Genomic DNA, 14,721 nt, shown 5'->3' on the forward strand with positions numbered 1-14,721 from the left:
GCGTTGCACGCCCGCTTCAATTCACCTAATCTCACCCGGATTGAATCGAATTCAACCCGGCCGGACCCGGCCCGCGAGGTTCCGTGTTCTCGAAACTGCCCCTGACCGCATTACGTGTATTCGAGTCGTCCGCGCGGCTCGGCACGTTCAAGGCGGCCGCCGATGAACTCTCCGTGACGCCGGCCGCCGTATCGCATCAGATCAAGTCGCTCGAAAGCCGGCTCGGCGTGCTGCTGTTCGAGCGCGGCGCGAGCGGCGTGCGGCTCACGGAAGCGGGCGAGCGCCTGTTTCGCGCGTGCCACGACGCGTTGCTCGGCATGCGTCGCGGGCTCGATGCGGTGGGGCCCGCGGCGGCGGATGCGCGCACGCTGGTGCTGACCACCACGCCCGCGTTCGCCGCGATGTGGCTGATTCCGCGGCTCGGCCGGTTCCGCCGCGTCGATCCGCAGTTGCACATCAAGGTGGAAACCGGCAACACGCTCGTCGATCTCGAGCGCGATGCGCGGATCGATCTGGCGATACGCGCGACGTCGCGCACGTTCCCGGCGCTGCACGAGATCGCGCTGATCGACGAATATTTCGGCGCGTTTGCAGCGTGCGATTTCGACGTCGATCGTACGGACGAGCAACTCGAATTGATCGAGACCGAGTGGGCGTCGCCGCTGCCGGTGTCGATCGACTGGGCATCGTGGTGTCGTGCGGCCGGCCGCGACGCGTGGCTCGAGCGCGCGGTGTTCCGCCATTACGACGACGAGCATTACGCGCTGCAGGCCGTGCTGCACGGGCAAGGTGTCGGGCTGCTCAGTTCCGTGCTGGCTGCCGAACACGTCGAGCGCGATGCGCTGACGCCGATCGAAGCGTCCGTGCGGCTCGCCGGCGCGCGCTTCGTCGCGCTGTGCCGGCCCGGGAAAGAACGCGAGCCGCAAGTCAGGCAGTTTCTCGACTGGCTCGAAACGGAAATCGCGCAGACGCGCGCGGCGGTCGCACGGATCGCGCCGCGTGCGTGAATTCCGCTGCGATGCGTGTGGGTCGTTCGTTACCCGAAACGCACGCAGTACACCGGCGGCAAATGCGCGGAGACCTGCCGCCAGTTTTCGCCGCCGTCACCGGAGGTCCATAACCCGCCCGTCGTCGACGCCATCGCGAGACGCGTGCCGGAGTCGTCCACCGCGAGCCCGTGTCGATACACGAGATCGTAGGCGGGCGCAGGCGGCAACCCGTTCGACAGGGTCTCGAAGCTGCGGCCGCCGTCGCGCGTGCGCGTGACGACGAACCGGCCGTTCACCGGAATCCGGCACGCATCCTTCACCGCCGGCACGAACCACGCGGTGTCGGGATCGGTCGGATGCACGGCGACCGCGAAGCCGAAGCTCGACGGCTGCGCTTCGATGCGCTGCCAGTGCGCGGCGCCGTCGGTCGAGCGGAAGATCGCGCAGTGATGCTGGGTCCACAGCACATCGGGATGGGCCGCGCACTGCACGACGCGGTGCGGGTCCTGCACGTTGGATTCGCCGCGCCGCTCGGGCGGCATGTAATCGGCCTCCATGCCGTCGGCAGTGACACGCCATGTCGCGCCGCCGTCGAAGGTCTGCCAGACGCCGCCGCAGGAGACGCCGATCGTCACGTGCCGGCTGTCGCGCGGATCGACCATCACCGAATGGATGCCCGGCGCATCGTAGCCGCCGCCGAACCACTCGGCGCGCTCCGGGCGATCCCACAGTGCGCGGTTCAACACCCACGCATCGCCGCCGTCGTCGGAGCGGAACAGTCCGCCGGGTATCGTGCCGGCCCACAGGACGCCCGGCTCGTCGGCGCCGCCGGTCTCGAGCGACCAGATCTGCTGAAGCGTCCAGGGCGGGCGCGGCGGGGCGGGCGCTTCGTCGTCCGTGTCGCCGGTGCCTGCATGGGTGCTGGCATCCGTGCGCGGTTCGTCGGCGGGTTGCGGTGGATAGACGGGCACCGCACATTCTTCCCATGCGGCGGCACCGGCGCGGCGGCGATGCAGCTTGACGCCGAAATGGCCGAGATTGAGCGCCGCATACAGCGTGCCGTCGCGCGGGTCGGCCAGCGCCATGCTGACCGGTTCGCCGATGAAGTGCGGCTCGCCGAGCGACCAGCCGCCGTTGCCGTCGGCATGCAGCACGAACAGGCCCTTGCGGGTCGCGACGAGCAGTCGATCGTTCATGTCGGGTGTCTCCTGTGGGCGCGGCCTGGCGCTCGTTTGGGTGACGTTGCGTCCCTTTATCCGCCGGACAGTGCCTGCACGACATAGACGCGGCTGGCATCGCCGAGCACATCGGACAGATGTTGCCGGTCGCGAACCGGCTGGCCGTCGATGAACACCGACAAATGCTTTCTCAGCGCGCCCTGGTCGTCGACGATATAGCCGCGCAGCCGCGGCTGTTCGCCGAAGACGGTTTCAAGCGCTTCGCCGAGCGTTCGTGCGTCGATGTCGCGCTCGGGCGTGTCGATATGCCGCTGGATCGACGCCGCGAAGAAGAGGTGTGCCATGACAGTGACGGGCAGGAGCCGTGCGGGGGGACGGTCTGTAGTGTAGGCGATCGAGCGGTCCGGCAGCGACATTGGCGTACGAGCGGCGGCGCGGCGCTGTTGCTGCGCCGCGCAATGGCCGGCGCGCGCTCGCGCGGCTACGCGTATTTGTCGCCGACCGTACTTCGCACCGGATGCGTGTCATAGACGATGATCATGCGCTCGATGCGCGCGTCGTCGTCGAATTCGAAAACGTCGACGCACTCGAACCGCACCGCGGCGCCGTCTTTCAGTCCCCAATCGTAGACGAAATAGCCGGTGGCCCGACGTGCGCCTGTCGCGCTGACGCAGATGTCGATCGGCGTGATGCGGCTTTGTCCGGATGCCGCCGCGACTTTTTCGAAGAAGGGCCGCGGCGCCATCCAGCCGAGAAACGGCGAGAATATCCGCGCATCCGGCGTGAACAATGCGCAGATCGCGACGACGTCGCCGTGTTCGAGCGCTTTCAGGTAGGTATCGACCTGCCGCGTGTATAGTGCGTCGGACGACGAGACCATGGGTTTTCTCCGCTGATTGTTGACGAGCCATCCGCGACCGCCGTCGCGGGCCGGTTCAACCACGATAGCGATGCAGCGATGACCGAACAATCGAATAATCCGCAACCCGGGTATGCCGCCCGCGCATATCCGCTGGCGGACCTGACCCGTGCGCTGCCGCCGCTGACGGCGTTCCAGGCGTTTGTCGCCGCCGCCGAACTCGGCAGCTTCAACCGGGCAGCCGAGCATCTGTGCCGGACCCAGGGCGCGGTGAGCCGTCAGGTGCAGCAACTGGAAGCGCACTACCGATGTGCGTTGTTCGTCCGTCATCCGTCGGGATTGACGTTGACCACGGAGGGCGGCGCGTTGCTGACGGTGGCCGTCGACGTACTCGCGCAACTGGCGCGACACGCGCACACCCAAGCGCAGTCCGCGCCGACCCTCTCGTTGCGCTTGCCGTCTACATTCGCGATTCGCTGGCTGCTGCCGCGGCTGTCGGCGCTCAATCACGCGTTGCCGCGGACCGAATTGCGCATTCACACGTCGGCGGACGACACACCGGATTTCACCGACGCCGAAGTCGATGCCATCGTCGTGCGCGGTACCGGAAACTGGGCGGGCATGGTGGCGGTTCCGCTGTTCGACGAGTGCCTCACGCCGATGTGTACGCGCGAGGCAGGCGCGTCGTTGAAGTCGATCGCCGATCTCGCGCATGCGACGCTGCTGCATCCCGCGCGCAATCGCGACGAATGGCGATGCTGGCTCGACGCCGTCGGCGCGACGCAGATCGACCCGGGCACGGGGCTCGTATTCGATACGCTCGAACTGACGCTGACGGCCGCGGCGCAGGCGCACGGCGTTGCGATCGGCGATCCGCGCATGGCGGCGGATCGGCTGGAAGCCGGGACGCTGGTCGCGCCGTTTCCGCAGGTGGTGCGCAACGGTCTGGGCTATTACCTCGTCTACCCGCCGCAGCGCGCCGCGCAACCCGCGATTCAGGCGCTCGCGGAGGTGCTGACGCGTCTCGCGCGCGAGGATTGACCGCCACGAGCGTGCGCCGGGCGGTGTGCTAAACCGGAATCGACCGTCCCCGTATTCTGATCCCGAGCCGCACGATGCCGATCACCGCATTCGACAGCCACGTCAGCAAGCGCGGCATGCCGCGCCGGCGGATATCGAGCAGCAGCACGATCCGCACTTCGTCACTGTCGTTCCACACCTCGTGCACGAACGTGTCGTCCCACAACAGGAAGCGGCCTTCGTCGAGCCGGTATTCGCGGCCGTCGACCTTCAGCACGGCGGCCGGCGTGCCGTCCGCGCGCGTCGGCATCGACAGCACCAGATAGCCGCGCAGGATGCCGCGGAACGGCCCGCGATGCGGCGGGATGTGCTTGCCGGGCGCGAGGAACGACAGCGACGCGGACAGCACGTCCGGCGACGCCGCGACGATCGATTCGACGGTCGGGCAGCGCGACAGGTTGCGCGGGAACGGCTGGCCGTAAGCCTGCATGATGAACATCCGCCAGTCGCGCGCATCGTTGGCCGAGATGTCGTGCTGCTCGCGCATGATCTCGTGGAAGCGCGGGATGCGCGGCAGGTCGTGCGCAACGGCGAGCGCTTCCGCACGGATCGCGGGCCACGCACGCACGAACCGCTCGGCGTCGGGAAACGCGGCCGTGTCGAGCACGGCATCGCCGTCGATATGGCGGTCGTACAGCGTGCGAAGCAGGCCGGCTGCGTAGTCGTAAGCGACGGACATGGTCGAGGGCCGATCCACAAGGTGTCGACAGTCTGCCCCACGCGCGGTGGGGCCTGCGTTACGTCAGGTTACGCCGGCTGACGAAAGAATGACAGTTCGGTGAACGTCCGCTGCGAGCCGTTCGGGATGCCGGGAATAAACGACCACGCCGCGTCGTCATACGGGATGTAGCACGTCGTCTCGTTGACTTCTGAAGGAGCGAAACATGAACACGCATTGGCTGGTGGCCGCCACGGTGGCGGCGATGTCCGTCGCGGGTGTCGCGACGCCTGCATCGACACAGGCGCAGGCACTGACGCGCGCGCAGGTCAGGCAGCAACTGATCGACGCTGAAAACAACGGGCTGGGCTTCGTGACCGATACGTCGTATCCGGACGTGAGCCCGCTGTTCCAGCGGCAGGCCGAACAGATGCCGCAGCGTCAGGCCGAGACCGCGGTCGGCAGCGATCCGGCGGGGAGGTCCGATGCGGGCAGGCCGGCGGCGCAGCCGACCCGTCCGCGCCCGGCCGCGTGCGTGGGCCCCGTGAGCTTCTGCTCGCCGTATTTCGGAAGCTGACGTAGCGGACCGCCGCGGCGGATTCGACCTTCACGAAGGTTGATCGGCACGCAACATTGAAGGAGTTCATGATGAAAACTTGTATCGCACTACTGATGATGATCGGCGCAATCTCCGGTCAGTCCGTATCCGCACAATCGAATGCGCCGCTCACGCGTGCCCAGGTCCGCGAGGAGCTGATTCGTCTGGAAGCGGCCGGGTACGATCCGTCGAAGGGGGACGACGGCGAGTATCCGGCGGACATTCAGGCCGCGCAGGCGAAGCTCGCCGAGCAGGATCGGGCGAGGATGGCGGCTTCGGCCGCCGCGCATGCGCCGGCGCTTGGCATGCCGGCGCAGACCGACAACTAGGTGCCGACATGATCGTGTGTGTGTTCAGGCCGTCGTGTTCGCGGAACGGCAAACCGCATGCCGTGCGCGGCACGCGACCGGGTCGAACGGTACGGACGGCCATGCCGTGGATCGCGCGCCGCTTCGCGCGGCGCCGCGATCATCTCGTTGCCCGATTCCGCTGGGCCGGCAGGTTGATCGCCGGGTGAGCCGCGATGCGGACGAGATCGCGATCCGCCATCGCCGGACGCCTGCCCGCGATGGCTTGCCCGGACGCGGGTGGCGGGATTACCAGGGCATCATCCGTTGCATGACCCGGTCGCGCAGGACGAAACGATGCGCGACCGCGGCCGCGACGTGAAGGCAGATGCCGCCGAACAGCACCCACGCGAGGATGCCGTGCACGTCGCCCATCGCGTGCCCGAATCCCGATCCGGCCGCCGACAGCGCAGGCAGCGGGACGACGCCCAACAGCGTCACGGCCCATGCACGCGAAGACGCATTGATCCAGCCGAGCAACGGCACTGCGATCAGCAGTGCATAGAGCCCGAAGTGCGTTGCGCCGGACACGGCGCGCATCGCGGGCGACAGTTCGTCGGCGGGCGGACGATGCGTCACGCGCCACAGCACGCGACACGCCATCGCTGCAAGCAGCGCGGTGCCCACGATCAGGTGCGCGGCGATCAGGCCGACCGGTTGCGAATCGCGATGGACGTCGGGCATCGTCCAGCCGATTGCATACTGCGCGACGACAAGCGCCACGATCAGCCAGTGGAGAAGGCGTGCGACGGCGTCGTATCGGGCGGGCGTAGACATGAAAGCTCCTGGCAAGCTGGGGGGACCGTATCTTCCGGCGGATTCTACGGCCGAATTCTTAACGAAAGGTTAAGCGTGCGGCCGCGCGTCGGGTTCGTCCGGCATCGCATGCGTGCGATCGACCCGAACGGATTCGGCCGACGGCAGCGCGATCACGATGTCGAGGCCGCGGCCGCGGCAGTATTGCGCGATGCGCAGGACGATCGACGGCCCGAGCCCGCTGCAAGGCGACCGCGTTCCGATGCCGCGATGGAAGCGATGGAAGCGATCGCCGCGCGGGCCGGCATGCTTATCCCGTGCTTCGTGCCGGTTTCGCTGCCGGCCCTGCGCCTACCCGACGCATTTTTCACCCCGATGACGTTTCGCGCGCGGGCCGTCGTCGCGATCGCGACGGCGATCCTGTCGGCCCGTAAGGTTGCCTGCCGGCGCGGCATTCGCGGCCGCGCGCGTCCGCGGCCAGGTGCGCATGACCGGAATCGATCGCCGCATGGTAGTCGTGTCATCTGATTGCGCGTACCGTCTGTGGGTCATCCTTCACATCCGGCGCAACGGAACTCGGTCCGGCCGCGTGCGTGGGTGAACCCGTGCGCGCGGGGCCGGTCCCCGGCATCGCGGTCGTACGGGAAACCACAGGGGAGAAGCATGGTTTTGCTGCATCTGGTGCACGCGCTGGCCCAGGCAATGTCGCTCGTCTGCGGGCTGGGCGTGTTGCTGGGCATTGCCTACACGATCACGGCCAGCATGCTGGTCGGCCGGTTCTTTTCCCGCACGGCGACGAAGCCGCGCGATTTTCCGGGTGTCACCGTCGCGAAGCCGTTGCACGGCGACGAATGGCAGCTCGGACAGCATCTCGAAAGCTTCTTCGTCCAGGATTATCCGGGGCCGGTTCAGCACCTGTTCGGCGTGCATGACGCGGACGACGCCGCGCTCGAAGCCGTCGAGACGCTGCGGGCGCGCTATCCGGCGGCCAACATCACGGTCGTCGCCGATGCGCGGCTGTACGGGCCCAACCGCAAGATCGCCAATCTCGTGAACATGCTCGAACACGCGGAGCATTCGGTGCTCTGCCTGGCCGACAGCGACGTGGTGGTCGACCGCGGCTATCTGCGCGCCGTCGTGGGCGCGCTGCAGGAGCCGGAGGTCGGCATCGTGACGAGCGTGTATCGCGGCGTCGCGTCGCCGGGTTTCTGGCCCGGTGTCGCGGTCGCGATGACGAACTACCATTTCTTGCCGGGCGTGATTACCGGGCTCTTCATCGGTCGTGCGCGTCCGTGCTTCGGCCAGACGATCGCGATCACGCGCGCGACGCTCGAACGCATCGGCGGCCTGGCGCGTTTCGCGCATCACCTCGCCGAGGATCACGCGCTTGGCGAAGCGGTGCGGCAGATCGGGTCGCGGGTCGTGATTCCGCCGTTCGTCGTCGGGCATGCGTGCGTCGACGACACGTTCGAGACGCTGTACGCGCACGAACTGCGCTGGAGTTGCACCATCCGCGCGGCGGACCGGATCGGTCATGCCGGTTCGGTGCTGATGCATCCGCTGCCGCTCGCGCTGCTGGCGATGCTGCTGTCCGGCGGCACCGTCGTTGCCTGCGGGCTGACGGTGGCCGCGCTGGCCGCGCGGGCGCTGCTGATGGTGAAAACCGCGCGCGCGATCGGCGCGAGCCTGCGCGGCGCGCTCTGGTTGCCGTTCGTCGATCTGCTGCAGTTCGTGATCTTCGTGTCGAGCTTCTTCTCGTCGCATGTCATCTGGCGCGGCACGCGCTTTCGCGTCGACCGCGAGGGCTTGCTGTCGCCGGCGGGGAAACCATGACGCACGACACGGATTCCGACGACGAAGGCGCGGGCCGGCTCGCCGAGCGCCGCGACGCGCGGCTCCGGCATGCGGGACGCCTCGCTGCGCTCGCCGGGCTGGCGATCGCGGTGTGGCTGATCTGGCGCGAGCATCCGCTGGAGATCCTGCACCGGCTGCAGGCCGCCGGTGTCGGGCTGCTGGTCGCCGCGCTGGCCCATGTGCTGCCGATGCTGGCCAACGCGTGGGACTGGCGGATGCTGATCCGGGGCCGGCGCCGGCCGTCGTTTGCGACGATGCTGAGGCTCGTCTGGATCCGCGAATCGATCAACGGCCTGTTGCCGGTCGCGCGGATCGGCGGCGAGATCGTGTCGTTCGGCCTGCTGCGGCAGGCGGGCGTGCGGCCGGCCACCGCCGTGGCGAGCCTCGTCGCCGACATGCAGCTGACGCTGATCAGCCAGCTGGTGTTCGCGCTGGTCGCGATCGGCTACGTGCTCGAGCGCGTGTCGTCCGATGCCGCCCGCGTGGCCGCGCAACTCGCCATCGGCATGGCGGCGCTGGTGCCGGTGCTGCTGCTGTTCGCGCTGGTGCAGCATGCGCGGCCGTTCGAGCGCACGATGCGTGCGCTCAACCGCGTCACGAGCGGGAAGGTGGTCGCGCTGGTGGGCGAATCGGCGCGCACCGATCAATCGATCCGGATGATCTGGAGAAAGACGGGTATCGTCGTCCGCTATCTGGCGATCTGGCAGACGCTGCAGTTTGCCGGCTATGCGCTGGAAATCTGGCTCGCGCTGCATTTCCTCGGCGCCGATCCGACGTTCGCGCAGGCGCTCGCGATCGAAGCGCTGATCCAGCTGCTGAGCAGCATCGCGTTCCTGATGCCGGGCGGGCTGGGCGTGCAGGAGGGCGGGTTCGTGCTGATCGGCGGGCTGCTCGGGTTCGACGCGCCGACCTGTCTGGCGCTCGCCGGTGCGCGGCGCGTGCGCGATCTGCTGTTCTATCTGCCGGGTTTGCTGGCATGGCAGCACGCGGCCGGCGCGGCGCGCCCGCCGCGCGGGACGAAGCGCGCAGCGATGCGCGTCGGGGAGTCCGCCGGGCCGCGCTGAGGTGGCCCGACCTTAACCAGCATGCCGGGCCTGCCGGGCAGGCCGCGGCGATGAAGACGCGCCCGCTTGCCCGTGCGTCGGCGCGGCCATCAACGCCGTGCGTCGGCGATATGGCTGCGGATCACGTCCGCGAACGACGTGTCGCCCTTCAGCCCGAGCGCCTCCGCGCGCGTCGTGTCCCAGCGGCCCGGCCAGCTGCCGACGATCTTCTCGACGCGTTCGTCCGGCGCATGGCGGATCAGCTTCACGACGTCGTCGCCCGCGACTTCGCGCAGTGCGGCGATCATCTCGTCGACCGACACCGACAGGCCCGGCAGGTTGATCACGCGCTTGTTGCCGAGCGTCTCGCCGTCGAGCTCGCAGCCCGCGACGAGCGCGTCGATCGCGCCGCGCGGCGACAGCAGCCACAGCCGCGTCGATCCCGGCACCGGGCACACGCTTTCCTCGCCGTTCAGCGGCTCGCGGATGATGCCGCTCGCGAACGACGACGCGGCCGCGTTCGGGCGGCCCGGCCGCACGCTGATGGTCGGCAGCCGCAGCACGCGGCCGTCGACGAAGCCGCGGCGCGCGTAGTCGCACAGCAGCAGCTCGGCGATCGCCTTCTCCGCGCCGTACGACGATTGCGGATTCAGTGCGGTGTCGTCCTGCACGACGTCGGGCAGCACGCCGCCGTAGACGGCCACCGAGCTCGTGAACACGACGCGCGGACGATGGCCGCGAGCGCGGCACACTTCGAGCAGCGTGCGCGACGCGTCGAGGTTGATCCGCATGCCGAGATCGAAATCGGCTTCGGCCTGCCCGCTGACGATCGCCGCGAGGTGGAAGATCGCGCCCGTTTGCGTGTCGATCGCGCTTTCGAGCACCGTGCGATCGGCGATGTCGCCGACGATCGATGTCACGCGCGCGTCGCCGAAATCGCTGCCCTTGACGACGTCGAGCAGCACCAGCTCGTCGATCTTGCCGGTCCGGCCGTCGGGGCCGGTCAGTTCGCCGCGCTCGAGCAGCTTGCGCGCGAGACGCTGGCCGAGAAAGCCGGCGCCGCCGGTGATCAGTACTTTCATGTTTTTCACCCTCTGAGGAATACTGGAATTACAGATACGGCTTGAGCCAGCCGAGGCCCTCGGACGTGCCGGCCTTCGGGCGATACTCGCAGCCGATCCAGCCGTCGTAGCCGAGCGCGTCGATCAGGTCGAACAGATACGGGTAGTTGAGTTCGCCGATGTCCGGCTCGTGACGCTCGGGCACGCCGGCGATCTGGATGTGGCCGATGCCCGCGAAATCGCGCTTGAGCTTCATCGCGAGGTCGCCCTCGACGATCTGGCAGTGATAGCAGTCGAACTGCACCTTCAGGTTCGGCGCGCCGACTTCCGCGCGGATGTCGTGCGCATCGTCCTGGCGGCTCAGGAAATAGCCGGGCATGTCGCGCTGGTTGATCGGCTCGATCAGGACCGTGATGCCGTGCGCGGCGGCCGCCTGCGTCGCATGCCGCAGGTTCGCCACGTAGGTGTCGCGATGGCGCGCGCGGTCGGCGCCCGGCGCGACCATCCCGGCCATCACGTGCAGCTTCTTGTTGCCGAGCACGCGCGCATAGTCGAGAGCCTGGTCGATGCCGCGCCGGAACTCGTCCTCGCGGCCCGGCAGCGACGCGATCCCGCGCTCGCCGGCGGCCCAGTCGCCGGGCGGCGCGTTGAACAGCGCCTGCTCCAGGTTGTGCGCGTCGAGGCGCGCGCGGATGTCCTCGGCGGCGAAGTCGTACGGGAACAGGTACTCGACGGCCTTGAAGCCGTCGTACGAGGCAGCGGCGAAGCGTTCGAGGAACGCGTGCTCGGTGTACATCATCGAGAGGTTGGCGGCGAAGCGGGGCATGGCAGCGGCTCCTGTGAATGAATGGGGCGGGGCGCACCGCGCCCCGCGTCGAATGACGGATCGGCGAGCAGCGGATCAGCGGTTCACGAGTTTCGCGGGCGTGAGCCACACGGCGATCGCGCCGATCACGAGCATCGCCGCGAGCACGTACATGCCGGACGACGTGCTGTGCGTGACGTCTTTAAGGTAGCCGATCACGTACGGGCTGGCGAACCCGGCGAGGTTGCCGACCGAGTTGATGATCGCGATCCCGGCGGCCGCGGCGGAGCCGGCGAGGAACGCGGTCGGCAGCGACCAGAACAGCGGTGCGCAGGTCAGCACGCCGCCCGCCGCGAGCGACAGGAACACGATCGACACCGCCGTATTGTGCGAGTACGACGCGGCGACCGCAAACCCGGCCGCGCCCATCAGCGCCGGCACGATCAGGTGCCAGCGGCGTTCGCGGCGCTTGTCCGCGCTGTGGCCGAACAGGTTCATCACGACGATCGCGACGACGAACGGGATCGCCGACAGCAGGCCGATCTGGAGCGTATCGGTGATGCCGGTCGACTTGACGAGGGTCGGCATCCAGAACGTGAGGCCGTACTGGCCGGTGACGAACGCGAAGTAGATCAGCGACATCCACCACATGCGCGGGTCGGAGAACACAGCCTTCAGCGAATGGCCGTGCTTCTGCTGCTCCTGCGGCTGCGCGGCGATTTCGTCCTCGAGCAGCTGCTTCTCGCGCGCGTCGAGCCATTTCGCGCTGCGGATGCCGTTGTCGAGATACAGGATCGTCGCGATGCCGACGAGCAGGGCCGGCACGGCTTCGATCACGAACATCCATTGCCAGCCGTGAAAGCCCGAGCCGCCGTGGAAGCGCTCCATGATCCAGCCCGACAGCGGGTTGCCGAAGATGCCCGACACGGGAATCGCCGACATGAACACCGCGATGATCTTCGCGCGGCGATGCGACGGGAACCAGTAAGTGAGGTACAGGATCACGCCGGGATAGAAGCCGGCTTCCGCGAGACCGAGCAGGAAGCGCAGCACGTAGAACTGCGTCGGCGTCTTCACGAACGCGAACACCGCCGACAGCAGGCCCCACGTGATCATGATCCGCGCGATCCAGATGCGCGCGCCGATGCGGTGCATCAGCATGTTGCTCGGCAGCTCGAACAGGAAGTAGCCGAGGAAGAAGATGCCGGCGCCGAGGCCGAACACGGTTTCGCTGAACGCGAGATCCTGCGACATCTGCAGCTTCGCGAAGCCCACGTTCACGCGGTCGAGATACGCGACCACGTAGCAGAGCATCAGGAACGGCACGATGCGCCAGAACACTTTCTTGTAGGTGCGGTCGAGCTCGCCCGATTGGGCGGGCGCGGCGGGCGAGCGGCTTGCAGCCGCGTCGAGAGCAGTCATCGTCGTCTCCAGGAATATTGTGTGCCGGCGGCGCGTACGTCGCCGGATCGTGTGTGTGCTGACGGAAGGGCCCGCGCACACGGCGGGCATGGAAATCGGTGTGGAGTCCTGCGCGATCCGCGCGCGACGCGTTGCGTTACCAGCGCGCGCCGAAGGCCTGGCGCAGTTCGTCGAGCGCCGCGTCGGACAGCGGCTCGGGCTTCGGATCCGTCATCAGCCACAGCCGCGCGGTTTCCTCGAGTTCCTCGAGCGCAAACGACGCGTGCGACACCGACGGCCCCCACATCACCGGGCCGAGGCGGTCGAGCAGCACGCCGCGCACCTGGTCGGCGAGCGCCGCGACTTCGGCCGCGACGGCCGGGTCGCCGGGGCGGCGATAGCGGATCAGCGGAACGTGGCCGACCTTCATCACGTAGTACGGCGTGATCGGCGGCAGCACGTCGGTGTCGCGCCACACTCCGGCGAGCGTCAGTGCGACGAGGTGCGTCGAATGGGTATGGACGATGCCGTGCGCTTGCGCGTTGCGCGCGTAGATCCCGCGATGCAGCGCGAGCGTCTTCGACGGCTTGCCGCCCGATACCGGCTGGCCGTCGAGGCCGACCTTCGCGATGTCGTTCGGATCGAGGCGGCCGAGGCACGCGTCGGTCGGCGTGATCAGCCAGCCGTCATCCAGACGCGCGCTGATGTTGCCGGCGCTGCCGACCGCGTGGCCGCGCGCATACAGGCTCGCGCCGACGACGCAGATCTCTTCGCGCAGTTTTGCTTCGTGGCTCATCATGCGGCTCCGTCGAGCGCGCGCAGCGCCTTGTCGAAAAAGTCCACCGTGCCGAAGTTGCCGGATTTCAGCGCGAGGCCGAGCGGCTGCGCGTCGATGGTGGCCGTTGCCGGCACGCCCGGATCGATCTGCGCGCCGATCTGCAGCGACTTCACGTCGAGCGCCTGCACGACTGCGCCGGACGTCTCGCCGCCGGCGACGACGAACTTGCGCACGCCGAGCTCGCGCAGGCCGCGAGCGATCGCCGCGAGCGTGCTTTCGACGAGGTGGCCGGCTGCTTCGACGCCGAGCGCCTGCTGGACGGCCTTTACTTCGTCGGGCGTCGCGGTGGCATAGATCAGCACGGGTTGCGGCAGGTGCGTGCGTGCGAACGCGAGCGCCGCATCGACGACGGGTTCGCCGCGCGAGGCCGCGAGCGGATCGATCCGGAAGCTCGGCCGGCTTTCGCACCACGCGGCGACCTGTGCGTTGGTTGCCTTCGACGCGCTGCCGGCGAGCACCGCCGACGCCCCGTCGATGCGCGGCAGCGACGCCGCGTTGTCGCGCTCGGGCAGTTGCTCCGTGCGGCGGAAGTTCGCGGGCAGGCCGAGCGCGACGCCCGAGCCGCCGGTGACGAGCGGCAGGCCCGCGCACGCTTCGCCGAGCACGTAGAGGTCGCGATCCGACAGCGCGTCGGCAATCGCGAAGCGCGCGCCTTCCGCGTGCAGCTGCTCGATCCGCGCGCGCACGGCGGCCGCGCCCAGCGCGATCGTGTCGTAGCGGATCAGGCCGACTTGCGACTTCGTCTGCCGCTGCAGCACGCGCACCAGGTTCGCGTCCTTCATCGGCGTGAGCGGGTGGTGCTCCATCCCCGATTCGTTCAGCAGCACGTCGCCGACGAACAGGTGGCCGCGGAAGATCGTGCGGCCGTTCTCCGGGAACGCCGGGCATGCGATCGTGAAGCCACCGCCGGCCGCATCGAGCAGCGCGTCGGCGACGGGCCCGATGTTGCCCGCGTCGGTCGAGTCGAACGTCGAGCAGTACTTGAAGAAGAACTGGCGGCAACCCTGCGCGCGCAGCCATTCAAAGGCGGCGAGCGATTGCGCGACGGCGTCGGCGGCCGGAATCGTGCGCGACTTCAGCGCGACGACGATCGCGTCGGCGTCGGTTGCGGCGTCGCTGGCAGGCACGCCGATCGTCTGCACGGTACGCATGCCGCTCTTGACGAGCATGTTCGCGAGATCGGTCGCGCCGGTGAAATCGTCGGCGATGCAGCCGAGCAGGGGACGGGAAGCGGAAGCGGTCATGGCGGGAACG

Annotated in this window: 17 protein-coding genes; 7 read left to right on the forward strand and 10 right to left on the reverse strand. The window is 68.4% G+C overall.

Annotation, left to right across the window (positions count from 1 at the left end; all coding sequences use genetic code 11):
- The first annotated feature begins 83 nt into the window (after nt 1–83).
- Nucleotides 84–1,007, forward strand: a complete 924-nt coding sequence (locus U5771_RS09190) for a LysR substrate-binding domain-containing protein (protein WP_322023661.1) — start codon at nt 84–86, stop codon at nt 1,005–1,007.
- 29 nt (nt 1,008–1,036) lie between these two features.
- Here the strand turns inward: U5771_RS09190 and U5771_RS09195 are convergent, their stop codons facing one another.
- The 3 genes from U5771_RS09195 to U5771_RS09205 all read right to left on the reverse strand — a co-directional run bounded on the left by U5771_RS09195 (nt 1,037) and on the right by U5771_RS09205 (nt 3,047).
- A complete protein-coding gene (locus tag U5771_RS09195) occupies nt 1,037–2,185 on the reverse strand; it encodes an exo-alpha-sialidase (protein ID WP_322023662.1) in 1,149 nt (382 codons plus the stop codon).
- A 56-nt stretch (nt 2,186–2,241) separates the two neighbouring features.
- Entirely contained in the window at nt 2,242–2,511 is a 270-nt protein-coding gene (locus tag U5771_RS09200) for a MoaD/ThiS family protein (protein WP_060107490.1), read from the reverse strand.
- A gap of 137 nt (nt 2,512–2,648) precedes the next feature.
- Entirely contained in the window at nt 2,649–3,047 is a 399-nt protein-coding gene (locus tag U5771_RS09205; protein ID WP_322023806.1) for a nuclear transport factor 2 family protein, read from the reverse strand.
- A 78-nt stretch (nt 3,048–3,125) separates the two neighbouring features.
- Between U5771_RS09205 and U5771_RS09210 the strand changes: the two genes are divergently transcribed.
- Complete coding sequence (locus U5771_RS09210) at nt 3,126–4,067, forward strand: LysR substrate-binding domain-containing protein (RefSeq protein ID WP_322023663.1); 942 nt, start codon at nt 3,126–3,128, stop codon at nt 4,065–4,067.
- A 28-nt stretch (nt 4,068–4,095) separates the two neighbouring features.
- Here the strand turns inward: U5771_RS09210 and U5771_RS09215 are convergent, their stop codons facing one another.
- Nucleotides 4,096–4,785: an aspartyl/asparaginyl beta-hydroxylase domain-containing protein gene (locus tag U5771_RS09215; protein WP_322023664.1), complete on the reverse strand. Its 690-nt coding sequence runs from the start codon at nt 4,783–4,785 to the stop codon at nt 4,096–4,098.
- Nucleotides 4,786–4,990: 205 nt separating this feature from the next.
- On the opposite strand from U5771_RS09215, the gene U5771_RS09220 reads away from it, so the two are divergent.
- A complete protein-coding gene (locus U5771_RS09220) occupies nt 4,991–5,341 on the forward strand; it encodes a DUF4148 domain-containing protein (protein ID WP_322023665.1) in 351 nt (116 codons plus the stop codon).
- Between the two features lie 71 nt (nt 5,342–5,412).
- Nucleotides 5,413–5,691: a DUF4148 domain-containing protein gene (locus U5771_RS09225; protein ID WP_322023807.1), complete on the forward strand. Its 279-nt coding sequence runs from the start codon at nt 5,413–5,415 to the stop codon at nt 5,689–5,691.
- 267 nt (nt 5,692–5,958) lie between these two features.
- On the opposite strand, the gene U5771_RS09230 is transcribed toward U5771_RS09225, so the two are convergent.
- Entirely contained in the window at nt 5,959–6,486 is a 528-nt protein-coding gene (locus U5771_RS09230; RefSeq protein ID WP_322023666.1) for a cytochrome b, read from the reverse strand.
- A 108-nt stretch (nt 6,487–6,594) separates the two neighbouring features.
- Between U5771_RS09230 and U5771_RS09235 the strand changes: the two genes are divergently transcribed.
- From U5771_RS09235 to U5771_RS09245, 3 genes are all read left to right on the forward strand, one after another.
- Nucleotides 6,595–6,993 carry a hypothetical protein gene (locus U5771_RS09235; RefSeq protein ID WP_322023667.1) on the forward strand — a complete coding sequence of 133 codons (399 nt, stop codon included), beginning with the start codon at nt 6,595–6,597 and terminating at the stop codon, nt 6,991–6,993.
- A 135-nt stretch (nt 6,994–7,128) separates the two neighbouring features.
- Nucleotides 7,129–8,298 (forward strand): bacteriohopanetetrol glucosamine biosynthesis glycosyltransferase HpnI, encoded by a 1,170-nt coding sequence (gene hpnI / locus U5771_RS09240; RefSeq protein ID WP_322023668.1) that lies wholly within the window; start codon nt 7,129–7,131, stop codon nt 8,296–8,298.
- Nucleotides 8,295–9,383, forward strand: a complete 1,089-nt coding sequence (locus U5771_RS09245) for a lysylphosphatidylglycerol synthase domain-containing protein (protein ID WP_322023669.1) — start codon at nt 8,295–8,297, stop codon at nt 9,381–9,383. Before hpnI ends, U5771_RS09245 begins: the two co-directional genes overlap by 4 nt.
- Before the next feature lie 89 nt (nt 9,384–9,472).
- On the opposite strand, the gene denD is transcribed toward U5771_RS09245, so the two are convergent.
- The 5 genes from denD to otnK form a co-directional block, all read right to left on the reverse strand.
- A complete protein-coding gene (gene denD, locus U5771_RS09250; RefSeq protein WP_322023670.1) occupies nt 9,473–10,444 on the reverse strand; it encodes a D-erythronate dehydrogenase in 972 nt (323 codons plus the stop codon).
- Nucleotides 10,445–10,472: 28 nt separating this feature from the next.
- Entirely contained in the window at nt 10,473–11,249 is a 777-nt protein-coding gene (otnI, locus tag U5771_RS09255) for a 2-oxo-tetronate isomerase (RefSeq protein ID WP_322023671.1), read from the reverse strand.
- A 75-nt stretch (nt 11,250–11,324) separates the two neighbouring features.
- Nucleotides 11,325–12,650: an MFS transporter gene (locus U5771_RS09260; protein ID WP_322023672.1), complete on the reverse strand. Its 1,326-nt coding sequence runs from the start codon at nt 12,648–12,650 to the stop codon at nt 11,325–11,327.
- Nucleotides 12,651–12,786: 136 nt separating this feature from the next.
- Nucleotides 12,787–13,428, reverse strand: coding sequence for an aldolase (locus U5771_RS09265; protein ID WP_415859395.1), 642 nt, complete (start codon nt 13,426–13,428; stop codon nt 12,787–12,789).
- Entirely contained in the window at nt 13,425–14,711 is a 1,287-nt protein-coding gene (otnK, locus tag U5771_RS09270) for a 3-oxo-tetronate kinase (RefSeq protein ID WP_322023674.1), read from the reverse strand. Before otnK ends, U5771_RS09265 begins: the two co-directional genes overlap by 4 nt.
- Between the last annotated feature and the right edge of the window lie 10 nt (nt 14,712–14,721).

Origin of the sequence: Burkholderia sp. BCC1977 (assembly GCF_905339595.1) — a bacterium.
Lineage (GTDB): Bacteria > Pseudomonadota > Gammaproteobacteria > Burkholderiales > Burkholderiaceae > Burkholderia.

Bases quoted from the DNA above. Each gene is read 5' to 3' on its own strand.
- U5771_RS09195 (WP_322023662.1), bottom strand. From the start codon at position 2,185: ATGAACGATCGACTGCTCGTCGCGACCCGCAAGGGCCTGTTCGTGCTG.
- U5771_RS09200 (WP_060107490.1), bottom strand. From the start codon at position 2,511: ATGGCACACCTCTTCTTCGCGGCGTCGATCCAGCGGCATATCGACACG.
- U5771_RS09205 (WP_322023806.1), bottom strand. From the start codon at position 3,047: ATGGTCTCGTCGTCCGACGCACTATACACGCGGCAGGTCGATACCTAC.
- U5771_RS09210 (WP_322023663.1), top strand. From the start codon at position 3,126: ATGACCGAACAATCGAATAATCCGCAACCCGGGTATGCCGCCCGCGCA.
- U5771_RS09215 (WP_322023664.1), bottom strand. From the start codon at position 4,785: ATGTCCGTCGCTTACGACTACGCAGCCGGCCTGCTTCGCACGCTGTAC.
- U5771_RS09220 (WP_322023665.1), top strand. From the start codon at position 4,991: ATGAACACGCATTGGCTGGTGGCCGCCACGGTGGCGGCGATGTCCGTC.
- U5771_RS09225 (WP_322023807.1), top strand. From the start codon at position 5,413: ATGAAAACTTGTATCGCACTACTGATGATGATCGGCGCAATCTCCGGT.
- U5771_RS09230 (WP_322023666.1), bottom strand. From the start codon at position 6,486: ATGTCTACGCCCGCCCGATACGACGCCGTCGCACGCCTTCTCCACTGG.
- U5771_RS09235 (WP_322023667.1), top strand. From the start codon at position 6,595: ATGCGTGCGATCGACCCGAACGGATTCGGCCGACGGCAGCGCGATCAC.
- hpnI (WP_322023668.1), top strand. From the start codon at position 7,129: ATGGTTTTGCTGCATCTGGTGCACGCGCTGGCCCAGGCAATGTCGCTC.
- U5771_RS09245 (WP_322023669.1), top strand. From the start codon at position 8,295: ATGACGCACGACACGGATTCCGACGACGAAGGCGCGGGCCGGCTCGCC.
- denD (WP_322023670.1), bottom strand. From the start codon at position 10,444: ATGAAAGTACTGATCACCGGCGGCGCCGGCTTTCTCGGCCAGCGTCTC.
- otnI (WP_322023671.1), bottom strand. From the start codon at position 11,249: ATGCCCCGCTTCGCCGCCAACCTCTCGATGATGTACACCGAGCACGCG.
- U5771_RS09260 (WP_322023672.1), bottom strand. From the start codon at position 12,650: ATGACTGCTCTCGACGCGGCTGCAAGCCGCTCGCCCGCCGCGCCCGCC.
- U5771_RS09265 (WP_415859395.1), bottom strand. From the start codon at position 13,428: ATGATGAGCCACGAAGCAAAACTGCGCGAAGAGATCTGCGTCGTCGGC.
- otnK (WP_322023674.1), bottom strand. From the start codon at position 14,711: ATGACCGCTTCCGCTTCCCGTCCCCTGCTCGGCTGCATCGCCGACGAT.